Consider the following 13,152-nt stretch of genomic DNA (forward strand, 5'->3'; position numbering starts at 1 on the left):
TTTCGATAGTTCAATGCAGGCATGATGAATGAAGATCGGCGGGGTTTGTCGGCGGTTTTGAGCCCGATAACAGCATCGTCGCAAGAAATAAGCCTCCGATCTGAAGGAAGACCGTACGGGCGCTCTGCCGACGGAGATGCGGTCTGCCGACCGCTGTGCCGTGCGATCGGCGGCGCCTGATCGCGGCGAGAGCCTGGCTGATCGAGGATTTGAACGGACGTTGCTTCGGCGGCGGCGGCTCGCGCGCGCCCCGGATCGATGCCGCCTTGCTGCATTTCGCTTTCGGGAAGGCGGAAGCGCAGCCCTGAACGACATGCCTGCGGTGGCCGACGGGCCGGCATGGGTCCGGCCACCGCCCAGCAACACCATGCCCGCGGAGGACACCATGTGCCCATCGAACGGTGATACCGACAGGGAATGGGAAGTGGCGCCGGGCGTGTTCGCGGTCGGCATCGGCAGCTTCCACAAATCCTTGAGACACAATGACTTCGGCGAGGTCGAGAGACCCGAATTCGAGAAACTCGTGAAGGCCACCCGTGGCCTCGGCAGCGAGTTCAAGCGGGTCCCGAAGGGTCCGGGACGGAATGGGGCGGACGCTGCGGCGCTGACCAATCCGCAGGGCGGTCTGGCGGCGGACCGCCTGACGCATCATCCGGCCGGCTACGCGATGCTGCCGGCGCCGAAGGTCGATTCCATCGGCACAGCGGCGGAAATGACCGAGCTCTACTGGATGGCGCTGCTGCGCGACTGCGATTTCGCGCATTGGGACGAGGGGCAACTGGTCTCGGATGCCGCGTCGGAACTTGACGGCTGCTTCGCGCGGGCCGTTGCCGATACGCAGGACGTCGGTCATCTGCGGCCCGGAATCGACCTGCCTGGCAGTGCGTTGGCGCGGGCACCGGTGACCCCCCAAAATCTGTTTCGCCTCGGTCTGCCCGGCGAAGAAGTCGGGCCCCTGGTTAGCCAGTTCTTCCTGCGCGACGTCGCCTTCGGCACCCAGACGATCGACCAGATGCAACGGCCGTACAAATCCGGTGCGAACTATCTCACCGAATTTGCCGACTGGAAGGCGGCGCAGGACGGCGGGCAGGACAAGTTCGGCAAGGCCTATCCCGAAGCCAACGAGTACGATGAGTCATTCTACGAACCTGGCCGCCTGAAGCGGTATATCAGCACGCCGCGCGACCTTGCGCGTTTCGTCAACAAGGATGCGCTGCATCAGGCCTATTTCAACGCCGCACTGATCCTGCTGTCGGGAGCGGCCAAGTGGACGCCGGGCAATCCCTACAGCGACTGCGGTCCTCTCAAGGATCGCGAGGCCGGCTTCGGCGTTCTCGGCGGCCCGCACATCCTGGCGCTGGTCTCCGAAGTCGCCACCCGGGCGCTGAAGGTGGTCTGGAACCAGAAATGGCAGGTCCATCTGCGTCTGCGCCCCGAAGCCTATGGCGGCCTGGTCCATGTGCAGACCATCGGCGCGAACGGGGCCGGCACCCGCGCCTACGGGCTGCCTGAGTGGGTCGCGGCAACCAAGGCCGCGATGATGGTCAAGCAAGACTGCAAGTCCCTGCTTCTGCCGATGGCCTATTCGCCCGGAAGCCCGACCCATCCGGCCTATGGCGCCGGCCATGCCACCGTCGCCGGGGCCTGCGTCACTGTCCTCAAGGCCTATTTCCAGACCTTCGAGTGCGACGACCCGATGTCGCCCCTGAAGTTCACTTCCCTCAAGGAGCGCTCCCAGCCCTTCGGTGAGAAGAAGGATGAGATCTCGTGCTTCGTGCCAGGGATGCTGGCAAACGGTACCTGGGGCCTGCTCCCACTGGATGAAGCCGTTACGGCGCAACTGACCATCGAGGGCGAACTCAACAAGCTGGCGCAGAATGTCGCCATGGGACGCTCCATGGGCGGCGTCCACTGGCGCTCCGACAATGCGCGCAGCCTGATTCTCGGCGAAGCGATCGCCGCGGAGATGCTCGCCGACATCACGCGGGATGCCAACGAATACCCGGAATTCACGTTCCGCACTTTTGCCCGCAAGGATGACGGCGAGCCCAAGCATGTCGTGATCAAGGGCGGCCGCATCTTCGTCGACGGCAACTTGACAAACACGCACATGAGCGCGTTGTAAGGCCTTTGATCGCCAGCGCGCCGGCATCCGGCGCGCTGCTGTCCCGTCCACGGCACCGCGATCCCGGCCGACTGCCCCTTCGCGATTGGGTGGGTCCTCGATCTCGGCGTCCTGCCGGACCTGCCCTGCTGCAGCGTCGGCCCCGGATCTTGGATCCGGGGCCGACGCTGCATGGGCGTGCGCGACGGACCGTCACCCCTTCACGGTGAGGAGGGGCGCGAGGCGGGCCACCCGGGCGGCGATGCCGGCGTCCACGACGGTATCGACCACCGGGCCGATATCCTTGTAGACGCGCGGGGCCTCCTCGGCGAGGGCGCGGACGGCTTCGGCGGCCACGTCGCGGCGGCTGCGCTCGAGGTCGATCTTGCCGACCACCCGGATCGGGCGCGGGTCCTCCGGCCCGGCGCGCCCGGCATTGCGCGACAGCACCCGTCCGGCGCCATGCGGCGCGCTTTCCAGGCTTTCCGCTGCACCGAGCCCGCGCAGGAGCCAGCTGGCCGTACCCATCGAGCCCGGCACGATGACCGGATGGCCGTCGGGGAAGACCGGATCGGCGGCGTCGTGCAGGGCCGGGCAGGCGCCCTTGCGGTGAAGCGCGCGGTTGCCCTGGCCCCAGACCAAGTTATGCGGCAGGTCATGGACCAGATGCCAGCCGATCGCACGGCCGACCAGCCGCGACAGGGTCTCGGCCACCATCAGCGACATGGCCAGCCGGTTGACGATGGCGAAATTGGCCGCCGCCGCCATGTCGGCCAGATAGTCGCCGCCGGGGCCGCCGCCCTCCGCGGTCAGCGCCAGCGGCAGGACGCCGTTGGCGGGCCGCTTCTCGCCGGCCGGCCAGAGCGCCAGGGCCCGGTCGAGATGGGCGAGCGCGACCGCCTTGCCGAGGCCGAGCGAACCGGAATGGACCATGACGGCGGCCCGCCCCCGCCGGACGCCCCAGTCCCAGGCCGCGCGCGGGTCGGCAATCGTCTCGACCCGCTGAATCTCGACGAAATGGTTGCCGCCGCCGACCGTCCCTAAGAAGCCGTCGCGGGTGACGCCATCGCGTCCGCCGGGCCGCAGCCATTCGGACAGAACCGTCCCGACCCGCGCCCCGCCGATCCGCCCGCCGCCATGGCAGCGGGCCGCCGCGCGGGCGAGGCCGGTCGGACCGAGCCGATCGAACAGGCCGGTGTCGCGGGCGGTCGCGGCGAGGCCGGCGAGGCCGTCGACGAGCACGGCCTCGCGGGTCGCCGCATCGAGGCGGATATCGCGTCCACCCTCGAAGAAGGCGTGGCGCAGGGCGGTCTCCAGGGGGCGGCCGAGCGCGGCGATCTCGTCGGCCTCGATGTCGAGAACGGCGAGGCTCATGCCGCAGCCGATATCGCTGCCGGCCGCGCGCGGGATGACGAAGCCCTGTGTCTCCGCCACGGTGCCGACCGGCATGGCGGCCCCGCGGTGGAAATCCGGCGTGAGCACGATCCGGCCGAGGCCGGATCCGGGTGCGAGAATGCCCGCTTCGACCAGACGCGCCGCCGTGGCGGCGGTCTCGGCGAAGCCGGCAATGTCGTCGAGCGAGGCGCGGTCGATGTCGACGCGCGCATCGGCGAAGAGGGTGGCGACGACGCCGTGGCCGCAATCGACGAGCGACCGCACGGCATCGAGTCTTTCGATGACCGGCATGGAGATGGTCCTTGATCCGGGGAGCGGGGTCAGCAGCCGCGGCGGAAGCAAGGCATGCCGATGTCGTTACCCGGCCCTGCCTGAACGGCATCTGAACGGGCTTGCCCTCGTGCCCGATCCGGCGGAATGTCCCGCTTCGATCCGTCGGCCGGGAGCCGACAGCCAGCATCGGGAACCGCTTCCATGATCCGCGCCAATGCCACCGTCGCCGCCGGGACCTATCCGGCCTCGTCCGTCGCCGACAGCGTCGAACTCGACTACGAGGACCGCAGCCGGCGCCGCCTGACCATGACCGGCCGCAGCGGCACGCTGTTCCATGTCGATCTCGCCGAGACGCCGTCCCTGGTCGAGGGCGACGGCTTCCTGCTCGAGGATGGCCGGGTGGTGGCGGTCGTCGCCAAGCCGGAGCGGCTGGCCGAGGTCGCCGCCGAGGATGGTCACCTGCTCGCCCGCATCGCCTGGCATCTCGGCAATCGGCACACGCCCGCCGAGATCCGGCCCGGCGCGATCCGCATCCGCGACGACTATGTGCTGGTCGAGATGCTGAAGAAGCTCGGCGCCGGGGCGGTCCGCTTCGTCACCGAGGCCTTCGCGCCGGAGGGCGGCGCCTATGGCCACGGCCATACCCTGGCGCACGACCATGCGCCGCGCCCGGCCGAGGCTTCGGCCACCGCTGCCGCATCGGCCGCCGCCGCTGCGGCCGGGCCGGCGATCGCTGCCGTCGACGATGCCGAGATGGCCGCCGCCCTGGAGCGCCGCCGCCAGCGCCAGGCCGCCCGCGCCGCCCGCGAGGCCGAGCATGTCCACGGCCCGGATTGCGGCCACGACCACCATCACCACGACCATGGTCACAGCCATGGTGATCATGATCATGCCCACGAGCATCACGGGCATGATCACGATCACGCCCATGATCATGGGCACCATCACGAGCATGGCCCGGGCTGCGGCTGCGGCCACGATCACGCCCATGAGCATGGACATTCCCATGCCCATGCGGATGCGCATCACGACCACGATCATGGACCGGCCCACAATCATGACCATGGGCACGATCACCACGCCCACGATCACGAGCATGGGCACGACCATGAGCACGCCCATGCTCACACCCATGAGCATGGCCCCGGCTGCGCCTGCGGGCATGCCCACGATCATGACCACGCTCACGACCATGCCCATGCCGGCGAACGGCACGGCCATCGGCATGGCTGATGGCGGCATTCGGGCCGTGCCGGAGGGGGATGCGTCAACCGGGGTCGCCGTCCATGCGGCGGTGTCGGGTCCGGACGGGACGCCGCGCGCCGCATCGGCCGGTCTGCTCGATCTGATGGTCTGGCTGTCGCCGGCCTTCCCGGTCGGCGGCTTCACCTATTCGCACGGGCTGGAATGGGCGATCGAGGATGGCAGCGTCGCCACCGCGCCGGACCTTGAGGCTTGGCTCGCCGACGTGCTGCGCCACGGCGCCGGCCGCAACGACGCGATCCTGTTCGCCGCCGCCTGGCGGGCCGCTGCCGGCGGCGACGTCGCCGCCCTGGCGGATGTCGTCGAACTCGCCGCCGCGCTGCAGCCGACCCGCGAGCGGCGGCTGGAGGCGAGCCAGCAGGGCGCGGCCTTCGTCAAGGCGGTCACGGATGCCTGGCCGCACGACGCGATGGCGGCCCTGGTCGCGGCGCTGCAGGCGCGCTTCGGCACGGTGCCCTGGACCTATGCGGTCGCCGTCGCCACGGCCTCGGCCGCGCATGGCATCGCGCTCGCCGACGCGCTGCCGGCGACCCTGCAGGCCTTCGCCGCCAATGTCATCTCGGCCGGCGTGCGCGCCATCCCGCTCGGCCAGACCGACGGCCTGCGCATCCTGCGCCGGCTCGGCCCGGTCGTCTCGGCGGTGGCGGCGGAAGGCCAGGTCGCCGGCCTGGACGATCTGGGCGGGGCCGCGGTCCGGGCCGACATCGCCAGCATGAAACACGAAACCCAGTATACGAGGCTGTTCCGCTCATGACCGTCGCCGCTTCCGCAATCACCCGTCCGGCGGTGAAATCCCCCCACGGCCCGTTGCGTGTCGGCATCGGCGGACCGGTCGGGTCCGGCAAGACGGCGCTGATGGATGCGCTGTGCAAGAGCCTGAAGAACCGGTTCGATCTCGCCGCGATCACCAACGACATCTACACCAAGTGGGATGCCGACTATCTGGTCCGCTCCGGCGCCCTGCCGGCCGAACGGATCATGGGCGTGGAGACGGGCGGCTGCCCGCACACCGCCATCCGCGAGGATGCCTCGATCAATCTCGCCGCCGTCGCCGAGATGCGCGCTCGCTTCCCCGCTCTCGACCTGATCCTAATCGAATCGGGCGGCGACAATCTGGCCGCGACCTTTTCGCCGGAACTGGCCGACATCACCATCTACGTCATCGACGTGGCCGCGGGGGAGAAGATCCCGTCCAAGGGCGGGCCGGGCATCACCCGCTCTGATCTCCTGGTCATCAACAAGATCGACCTCGCCCCGATGGTCGGCGCCTCGCTCGACGTGATGGAGCGCGACGCGCGCCGGATGCGCGGCAGCCGGCCCTTCGTCTTCACCAACATCAAGACCGGCCAGGGCGTCGCCGAGGTCGAGGCCTTCGTCACCGCCGCCGGCGGCCTGGCCTGACGGCGGTCTGGGCCGAGCGCGGCCCGGGCGGGCCGCCACGCGGGCTCCTGACGCGATCCGTCGGTAGCCGCATGCCATAGAAGGGACTTGCCGCGATGGAGGTCTCGATGGGGCACGACAGGACGGATGCCGAGGCGGGCTCGGGTGGGCGGCGGATCGCCGAAATGCCCAATCTGGGTCCGGCCATGGAGCGCTGGCTGGGCGAGGTCGGCATCCGCTCCGAGGTCGACCTGATCGCGATCGGGGCCGTCGACGCCTTCCGCCGGCTGCGCTTCGCCTTCGGCCGGCGCGTGACGCTGAACGCGCTCTACGGCATGGCGGCCGCGCTCGAGCGACGTCCCTGGACTGATCTCAGCCTCGACGAAAAGCGGCGGCTGGCGGCTGCGGCCGGGGTGGATGTGAGCCCTTGCCGGCCTGCCGGCAAAAAATAATCGCGCATCGCAGCGCCGAAAGATTTCGTTTACGAGGATCTGCGATTGTCTGCCTCGGCGGGGATCGAAGGTTTTGCGTGCCCTCGCCCCCTTCATGGGGTGTCGCCGATGGATATGGTTTCGCTCGCGACCACGATGAGCGTCGCCAAGACAGTATCCCGAGCGGAGATCATCGCCGCGAAGATGATCAAGGACAACGCCGAAAGCGGCAAGGCTGTCGCCGATCTGCTTCAGTCATCTCAAGAAAATCTTCAGGCGTTGACGGCCGCCACCGGCCAGCCGGGCGCGCTCCTTGACGTCACAGTGTGACAAGCACTCACCTTTTACCCGACAATGACGGCGTGGCGCATCACGGCGTCATGGCGGCGGTGATCAGCTTCACGGCATCCGCGTGATCCCATTCGGCCGGGCCGTTCATGGTGCCGATCTCGCAGCCGTCGGGACCGACCAGCATGGTGGTCGGCATGCCGCGCGAACGGCCGCGCTGCTGCAGGGTCTTGAACAGGCCGATGCTCGGATCGGCATACCAGCCGAGCTTCTCGATCTTGGTATCCTGCAGGAATCGCTTCGGCTTGTCCGGATCCTTGGTGTCGAGGTTGACCGCCACGACCTGGAAGTCCTTCGAGCCGAGCTGACCCTGCAGGCGGTCGAGCGCCGGCATTTCGAGCCGGCAGGGCACGCACCATGTCGCCCAGAGATTGAGCAGCACGGTCCGGCCGCGGAAGTCGGCGAGGCGCATCGGCTGCCCGTCCGGCCCGGTGAAGGTCAGGTCGGCGACGGACAGGGGGCTGGAGGCCGGGATCAGGGAGGCGACATGGCCGCGGGCGAGCGGGGCGATCCGGCTCGCCGCCGCGGTCGATTGCGTGCATCCGGCCTCCGCCGCGGCGTTGCGCTCGAAGCCTCCGATCCCGTATATCGCCCCCACCGCGAGTGCCGCGCCGACCGCGAGCGCTCCGATCACCAGGACCAGCGTCTTCGGGGATTTCCTCGGGAGTTCGGTCATCGCGTCATCCGGAATTCTCGTCCGGCGCCCGCACGGGGCGGCCGGCCGCGGCCAATCGAGGTGGATCCATGTCTAATCGCATGTGGGGCGGACGGTTTTCGAGCGGACCCGATGCGGTCATGGAGGAGATCAACGCTTCCATCGGCTTCGACAAGAAGCTTTATGCCCAGGACATCCGCGGCTCCAAGGCCCATGCGGCCATGCTGGCCGCCCAGGGCATCATTGCCGCGGACGATGCCGACAAGATCGCGGCCGGTCTAGACACGATCCTGTCAGAGATCGAGAGCGGCACCTTCGAATTCAAGCGCAGCCTGGAAGACATCCACATGAACGTGGAGTCCCGGCTTGCCGAACTGATCGGGCCCGCGGCCGGCCGCCTGCACACGGCGCGCTCGCGCAACGACCAGGTCGCCGTCGACGTGAAGCTCTGGGTGCGCGACACGCTCGACCATATCGACGGCCAGATCGCCGATCTGATGACCGCCCTCGCCGAACGTGCGGCCGAGCATGCCGGCACGGTGATGCCGGGCTTCACGCATCTGCAGTCGGCCCAGCCGGTGACCTTCGGCCACCACATGCTGGCCTATGTCGAGATGCTTGCCCGCGACCGCGGCCGGATGCGCGATGCGCGCGCCCGGCTCAACGAATGCCCGCTCGGCGCGGCCGCTCTGGCCGGCACCTCCTTCCCGATCGATCGCCACCGGACCGCCGCCGCGCTCGGCTTCGACCGGCCGACCGCCAATTCGCTCGACAGCGTCGCCGACCGCGATTTCGCCCTCGAGGCGCTGTCGGCCGCCTCGATCGCCGCCATGCACCTGTCTCGGCTGGCCGAGGAGATCGTCATCTGGACCTCCGCCCAGTTCCGCTTCGTGAAGCTCTCCGACAAGTTCACGACCGGCTCGTCGATCATGCCGCAGAAGCGCAATCCGGACGCGGCCGAGCTGGTGCGCGCCAAGACCGGCCGCATCGTCGGCTCGCTCAACGCGCTGACCATGATCATGAAGGGCCTGCCGCTGACCTATTCGAAGGACATGCAGGAGGACAAGGAGCAGATCTTCGACGGGCTCGAATCGCTCTCCCTGGCGCTCGCCGCCATGACCGGCATGGTCCGCGACCTGGTGCCCGATCCGGCCGTGCTGAAGGCCGCCGCCGGTTCCGGCTACGCCACTGCGACCGATCTTGCCGACTGGCTGGTGCGGCGTCTCGGCATCCCGTTCCGCGAAGCCCATCACGTCACCGGCCGCATCGTCGCGCTGGCCTCCTCGCGCGATGTCGGACTGGATCAGGTGACGCTCGCCGAAATGCAGGCGATCCATGCCGGCATCACCGACGAGGTCTATTCGGTGCTGACGGTCGAGCGTTCGGTCGCCAGCCGGACGAGCTTCGGCGGAACGGCGCCGGACAATGTGGCGCGCGAGGCAGCCGGGTGGCTTGCCCGTCTCAAGGGCGGCGGCACACGCTGAGCGCCATTCGCCGAAAGCGCGACCGGCATGATGCGTTTCCGTCGAAATGCGTCATGGTCTGGTCTATGATCCGCCGCGTCGTCCTGTCCTACAGACCCGTCGTCCGAGTTCCGAAGCCATGCGCCACGCCCGACCGGCCCTCGCTCTCGCGGCCCTTCTCGTCGCGGCCCTCAGCCTCGGCGCCTGCGGCCGGCGCGGGGAACCGCAATTCACGCCCGATCAGCCGACAAACGGCGAGGTCAGCCTGTCCGGCCCGAAATCCAGCGAGCCGGTCAAGCCGAAGCGGGATTTCATCCTCGATCCCCTGCTCGGGCCGCGGATCCACAAGCCCGAAGACGAGTGACCGGCCGGGGCGGAACCCGACCGGCACTAGCCGGGCCGGTCGGCGCCGGGACGCATCCATTCGCTCCGAGCCCTATTTGAACTCGATTTTCGAGAAGGCGTCGGTCTCGCCCATGACATTGCCTTCGCCGTCGACCTGCTTGCCCTGCGTGATGGTGACGCGGACGGCCTTGCCGATCAGCTTTTTCGGGATCTGCGTTTCGTCGTTCCAGGGCTCGCAGGCCTTGGCGGTGCACAGCCCGGTCAGCTTGCGGCCGCCGCTGCGGATGGTCAGGTAGCAGTTGTCGCCGCATTCGAAGGACAGGATGGTGCCTTCCGCCGTGCGGGCCGGCTTGGCCCCTGCGGCAAGGGCGAGCGGCGCCGCCGACAGAAGGAGGGCGACGGCAAGGGCGATTCGCATGGGGACCTCTCAGGCTTCCGGTGGGTTCGGGCGCGCAGCCTACAGGCTCGTTCGGTGCCGGCAAGGCGGCCGCGATGGCCGCCGCGGGCCGGCACCGGCCGGGATCGGGGCGTGCCCGTCGGCAGGCGCTTGATATCGTTCGGTCGCCCTCTCCCCGCCAAGGTCAGCCGCCGGTCATGCCGGGATCGTGAGCCCGCTCGGCGGCCGGGTCGGTGGACGCGGGACGCCAAGTGTGGAACATTTTCGTGAGCCGGCGGCGCTCGGGGGAGCGCCGGCCGATGGGATCGGACCGGGGGGAGACTGGGGCGAGGTGCCCCGAGCGAGGAGAGGTCGTTGACGACGCGCCCGACCGAAGACCAAGCCCGTGACGGCGGCCACCCGGCCGGATCCGAAATGCTTTCCGACAGCCTCGATCGCCGCATTTCCGTTGCCGTGCGGCACGCGCGCCTCGCGCTCCTTTGGGAGGATCTCTGGCCCCGGCTCGCCTGGCCGGCCGGCGTGCTGGCCGCCTTCGTCGCCGTCTCCTGGCTGGGTCTGTGGCTCGCCGTGCCGGATGCGGTGCGGCTGGCGCTTGTCGGCCTGTTCGGCGTCGCGCTGCTGACCTCCCTGCTCGCTTTCCGCGGCTTCCGCCCGCCGAGCCGTGATCGCGCGCTCGCCCGCGTCGAAGCCGTCTCCGGCTATCGTCATCGCCCCCTGGCAGCCTGGGAGGACCGGCTGCCGCCGCAGGCCGACGCCGTCGCGCAGGCGCTCTGGGCGGCCCATCGCGCCCGCCTGTCGCGCAGCCTCGACCGCATGGATGCGGGATTGCCGCATCCCGGGCTCGCCCGGCGCGACCGCTATGCGCTCCGCACCGGTCTCGGGCTGGTCGTCTTCGTCTCGCTGTTCACCGGCGCGGGCGAACGGGTTCCGCGGATCACGGCGGCCTTTTCCGGCGCGGGATTGCCCGCCGTGGCGCCGGCCCGGCTCGATGCCTGGGTCACCCCGCCCGCCTATACGGGCCGTGCGCCCGTCTATCTGACCGGTGATACCCCGCCGGCGGCCGAACCGGACGGGTCGATCCGCGTGCCGGAAGGCAGCGTCATCGTGGTCCGGGCGCCGTCTTCCGGCCGCACCGGGGCGGATGTCGCGGTTTCGGTCAAGACCTCCAAGGGGATCGTTGCCGTCGCCCGCAAGGAGCCCGACGCCAAGGATGGCGCCGTCGTCAAGGCAGCCGCCCGGCCCGGCGAGACGAGCCCCGAGGTGCCGGCGGATTTCGAGCATGCGTTGGCCGAGGCTGCGACCGTGACGGTCGCGCGCGGCGACCGCGCGGCGGCCGAGTGGCGCTTCTCGGTCGATCCCGATCAGGCCCCGACCATCCGCCTGCTGGATCGCCCTGAGGTGCAGCGCACCGGCGCCGTCAAGCTCGCCTACGAGGTCTCCGACGATTACGGCGTCGCCGCTGCCGAGGCGCAGTTCGAGCCGGCCGCCGACAGCTTCAAGATCGCCTCGACCGCGCAGGCGGTGCGCCCGCTGGTCGGTCCGCCCGAATTCCCGCTGACCCTGCCGCAGGGCCGCGCCAAGACCGGCCAGGCGCAGACCTTCCGCGATCTTGCCAACCACCCCTGGGCGGGGGCGACCGTCCGCATGGTGCTGGTCGCCCGCGACGACGCCGGCAAGGAGGGGCGCTCGGCGCCGACCGAGTTCAAGCTGCCGGCCAAATCCTTCACCAAGCCGCTGGCCCGCGCGCTCGTCGAGCAGCGGCGCATGCTCGCGCTCGATGCCAATCGTGCGCCGCGGGTGACCGACGCCGTCGATGCGCTGATGATCGCGCCGGAGAAGTTCTACGAGAAGGCGGCCGACTATCTCGGCGTGCGGATGGTCCATCGGTCGCTCGTCAACGCCCGTTCCGACGATGACCTGAAGGCCGCGCTCGATCTGATGTGGGCGGTTGCGCTCGGCATCGAGGACGGCGATCTGTCGGCCGCCGAGAAGGCGCTGCGCGACGCCCAGGAGGCGCTCAAGAAGGCGCTGGAGAACGGCGCCTCCGAGCAGGAGATCGCCAAGCTGACGCAAGAGTTGCGCGAGGCGCTCGATCGCTATCTGCGCGAACTGGCTCAGCGTGCACAACAGAATCCGCAGGCCCGCCTGCCGACGGATCCGAACCAGCGCACCATGCGCAAACAGGATCTCGACCGGATGCTGAACCGGATCGAGGATCTCGCCCGGACCGGTTCGCGCGACGCCGCCAAGCAGATGCTGTCGCAGTTGCAGCAGATGCTGGAGAACCTGCAGGCCGGACGGCCGCAGCAGGGCCAGCAGGGCGAGCAGAACGAGACCTCCGAGGCGCTCGACCGCCTCGGCGAGATGATCCAGCGCCAGCAGCAGCTGATGGACCGGACGCACCGGACCGATCCGCGCAACCGCCAGAGCCAGAACCGCCGCGGGCAGCAGCAGGGCGAAAAGCCCATGACGCCCGAGGAATTCGCCCAGGCCATGCGCGAACTGCGCGACAAGCAGAAGGAATTGCAGCAGGCCCTGCGCGAGTTGCAGGACAAGATGCAGCAGCAGGGCATGGGCCGGCAGGGCCAGGAAGGCAAGCAGGGCCAGCAGGGTCGCCAGGGTCAGCAGGGCCGTCAGCCCGGCCGCGGCCAGCAGGGCGAGCGCGGCCAAGGTCAGGGTCAGGCGCAAGGGCAGGGCGAGGGGCCGCTCGGCGAGGCCGACGAGGCGATGGGCGAGGCCGGCGAATCGCTCGGCCAGGGCCGCACCGGCCGGGCCACCGACGCCCAGGGTCGCGCCCTCGACGCCATGCGCCAGGGCGCGCGCGAACTCGCCGACCAGCTCGCCCAGAGCCAGGGGCAGGGCCAGCCCGGCGTCGGCCCGGAAGGCCAGTCGTCGATGAACGACGACCCGCTCGGCCGCCCACGCCGCCATGACGGCCCGGACTATTCCAACACCGTCAAGGTGCCCGACGAGATCGACGTGCAGCGCGCCCGCCGCATCCTGGAAGACATCCGCCGCCGCCTCGGCGAGAATTCCCGCCCGCAATTCGAGTTGGAGTATCTGGAGCGGCTGCTCAGGAGCGAGTGAGGGGCGAATCG

Annotated in this window: 12 protein-coding genes; 9 read left to right on the forward strand and 3 right to left on the reverse strand. The window is 69.6% G+C overall.

What is annotated here, in order from left to right:
- Positions 1–385 precede the first annotated feature (385 nt).
- Positions 386–2,125: a vanadium-dependent haloperoxidase gene (locus tag KL771_RS16635; protein ID WP_261969666.1), complete on the forward strand. Its 1,740-nt coding sequence runs from the start codon at positions 386–388 to the stop codon at positions 2,123–2,125.
- A gap of 192 nt (positions 2,126–2,317) precedes the next feature.
- Here KL771_RS16635 and KL771_RS16640 read toward each other — a convergent pair whose 3' ends face one another.
- Positions 2,318–3,790 (reverse strand): RtcB family protein, encoded by a 1,473-nt coding sequence (locus KL771_RS16640; RefSeq protein ID WP_261969667.1) that lies wholly within the window; start codon positions 3,788–3,790, stop codon positions 2,318–2,320.
- A 183-nt stretch (positions 3,791–3,973) separates the two neighbouring features.
- Here KL771_RS16640 and KL771_RS28420 point away from each other — a divergent pair, with 183 nt between their 5' ends.
- The 5 genes from KL771_RS28420 to KL771_RS16670 all read left to right on the forward strand — a co-directional run bounded on the left by KL771_RS28420 (position 3,974) and on the right by KL771_RS16670 (position 7,176).
- On the forward strand, positions 3,974–5,005 hold the full coding sequence (locus KL771_RS28420; protein ID WP_449301123.1) for an urease accessory protein UreE: 1,032 nt from the start codon (positions 3,974–3,976) through the stop codon (positions 5,003–5,005).
- Positions 4,947–5,789, forward strand: a complete 843-nt coding sequence (locus KL771_RS16655; RefSeq protein WP_261969668.1) for an urease accessory protein UreF — start codon at positions 4,947–4,949, stop codon at positions 5,787–5,789. Before KL771_RS28420 ends, KL771_RS16655 begins: the two co-directional genes overlap by 59 nt.
- 32 nt (positions 5,790–5,821) lie before the next feature.
- Positions 5,822–6,436 (forward strand): urease accessory protein UreG, encoded by a 615-nt coding sequence (gene ureG, locus KL771_RS16660; protein WP_261969894.1) that lies wholly within the window; start codon positions 5,822–5,824, stop codon positions 6,434–6,436.
- Between the two features lie 107 nt (positions 6,437–6,543).
- A complete protein-coding gene (locus tag KL771_RS16665) occupies positions 6,544–6,867 on the forward strand; it encodes a TfoX/Sxy family protein (protein ID WP_261969669.1) in 324 nt (107 codons plus the stop codon).
- A gap of 108 nt (positions 6,868–6,975) precedes the next feature.
- The gene (locus tag KL771_RS16670) at positions 6,976–7,176 is read left to right on the forward strand and encodes a hypothetical protein (RefSeq protein WP_261969670.1); all 201 of its coding nucleotides are present in this window, start codon (positions 6,976–6,978) and stop codon (positions 7,174–7,176) included.
- A 40-nt stretch (positions 7,177–7,216) separates the two neighbouring features.
- Here KL771_RS16670 and tlpA read toward each other — a convergent pair whose 3' ends face one another.
- Positions 7,217–7,870 carry a thiol:disulfide interchange protein TlpA gene (tlpA, locus tag KL771_RS16675; protein WP_261969671.1) on the reverse strand — a complete coding sequence of 218 codons (654 nt, stop codon included), beginning with the start codon at positions 7,868–7,870 and terminating at the stop codon, positions 7,217–7,219.
- A 68-nt stretch (positions 7,871–7,938) separates the two neighbouring features.
- Here tlpA and argH point away from each other — a divergent pair, with 68 nt between their 5' ends.
- Positions 7,939–9,333, forward strand: a complete 1,395-nt coding sequence (gene argH, locus KL771_RS16680) for an argininosuccinate lyase (RefSeq protein ID WP_261969672.1) — start codon at positions 7,939–7,941, stop codon at positions 9,331–9,333.
- A 118-nt stretch (positions 9,334–9,451) separates the two neighbouring features.
- On the forward strand, positions 9,452–9,676 hold the full coding sequence (locus KL771_RS16685; protein ID WP_261969673.1) for a hypothetical protein: 225 nt from the start codon (positions 9,452–9,454) through the stop codon (positions 9,674–9,676).
- Positions 9,677–9,748: 72 nt separating this feature from the next.
- Here the strand turns inward: KL771_RS16685 and KL771_RS16690 are convergent, their stop codons facing one another.
- Complete coding sequence (locus tag KL771_RS16690) at positions 9,749–10,075, reverse strand: hypothetical protein (RefSeq protein WP_261969674.1); 327 nt, start codon at positions 10,073–10,075, stop codon at positions 9,749–9,751.
- A 393-nt stretch (positions 10,076–10,468) separates the two neighbouring features.
- Between KL771_RS16690 and KL771_RS16695 the strand changes: the two genes are divergently transcribed.
- Positions 10,469–13,141, forward strand: a complete 2,673-nt coding sequence (locus tag KL771_RS16695) for a TIGR02302 family protein (RefSeq protein ID WP_261969675.1) — start codon at positions 10,469–10,471, stop codon at positions 13,139–13,141.
- Positions 13,142–13,152 lie beyond the last annotated feature (11 nt).

Origin of the sequence: Prosthecodimorpha staleyi (assembly GCF_018729455.1) — a bacterium.
GTDB lineage: Bacteria > Pseudomonadota > Alphaproteobacteria > Rhizobiales > Ancalomicrobiaceae > Prosthecodimorpha > Prosthecodimorpha staleyi.

Excerpts from the sequence above, each read along its gene's own strand:
- KL771_RS16635 (WP_261969666.1), top strand. The coding sequence starts at position 386 with ATGTGCCCATCGAACGGTGATACCGACAGGGAATGGGAAGTGGCGCCG.
- KL771_RS16640 (WP_261969667.1), bottom strand. The coding sequence starts at position 3,790 with ATGCCGGTCATCGAAAGACTCGATGCCGTGCGGTCGCTCGTCGATTGC.
- KL771_RS28420 (WP_449301123.1), top strand. The coding sequence starts at position 3,974 with ATGATCCGCGCCAATGCCACCGTCGCCGCCGGGACCTATCCGGCCTCG.
- KL771_RS16655 (WP_261969668.1), top strand. The coding sequence starts at position 4,947 with ATGACCACGCTCACGACCATGCCCATGCCGGCGAACGGCACGGCCATC.
- KL771_RS16665 (WP_261969669.1), top strand. The coding sequence starts at position 6,544 with ATGGGGCACGACAGGACGGATGCCGAGGCGGGCTCGGGTGGGCGGCGG.
- KL771_RS16670 (WP_261969670.1), top strand. The coding sequence starts at position 6,976 with ATGGATATGGTTTCGCTCGCGACCACGATGAGCGTCGCCAAGACAGTA.
- tlpA (WP_261969671.1), bottom strand. The coding sequence starts at position 7,870 with ATGACCGAACTCCCGAGGAAATCCCCGAAGACGCTGGTCCTGGTGATC.
- argH (WP_261969672.1), top strand. The coding sequence starts at position 7,939 with ATGTCTAATCGCATGTGGGGCGGACGGTTTTCGAGCGGACCCGATGCG.
- KL771_RS16685 (WP_261969673.1), top strand. The coding sequence starts at position 9,452 with ATGCGCCACGCCCGACCGGCCCTCGCTCTCGCGGCCCTTCTCGTCGCG.
- KL771_RS16690 (WP_261969674.1), bottom strand. The coding sequence starts at position 10,075 with ATGCGAATCGCCCTTGCCGTCGCCCTCCTTCTGTCGGCGGCGCCGCTC.
- KL771_RS16695 (WP_261969675.1), top strand. The coding sequence starts at position 10,469 with ATGCTTTCCGACAGCCTCGATCGCCGCATTTCCGTTGCCGTGCGGCAC.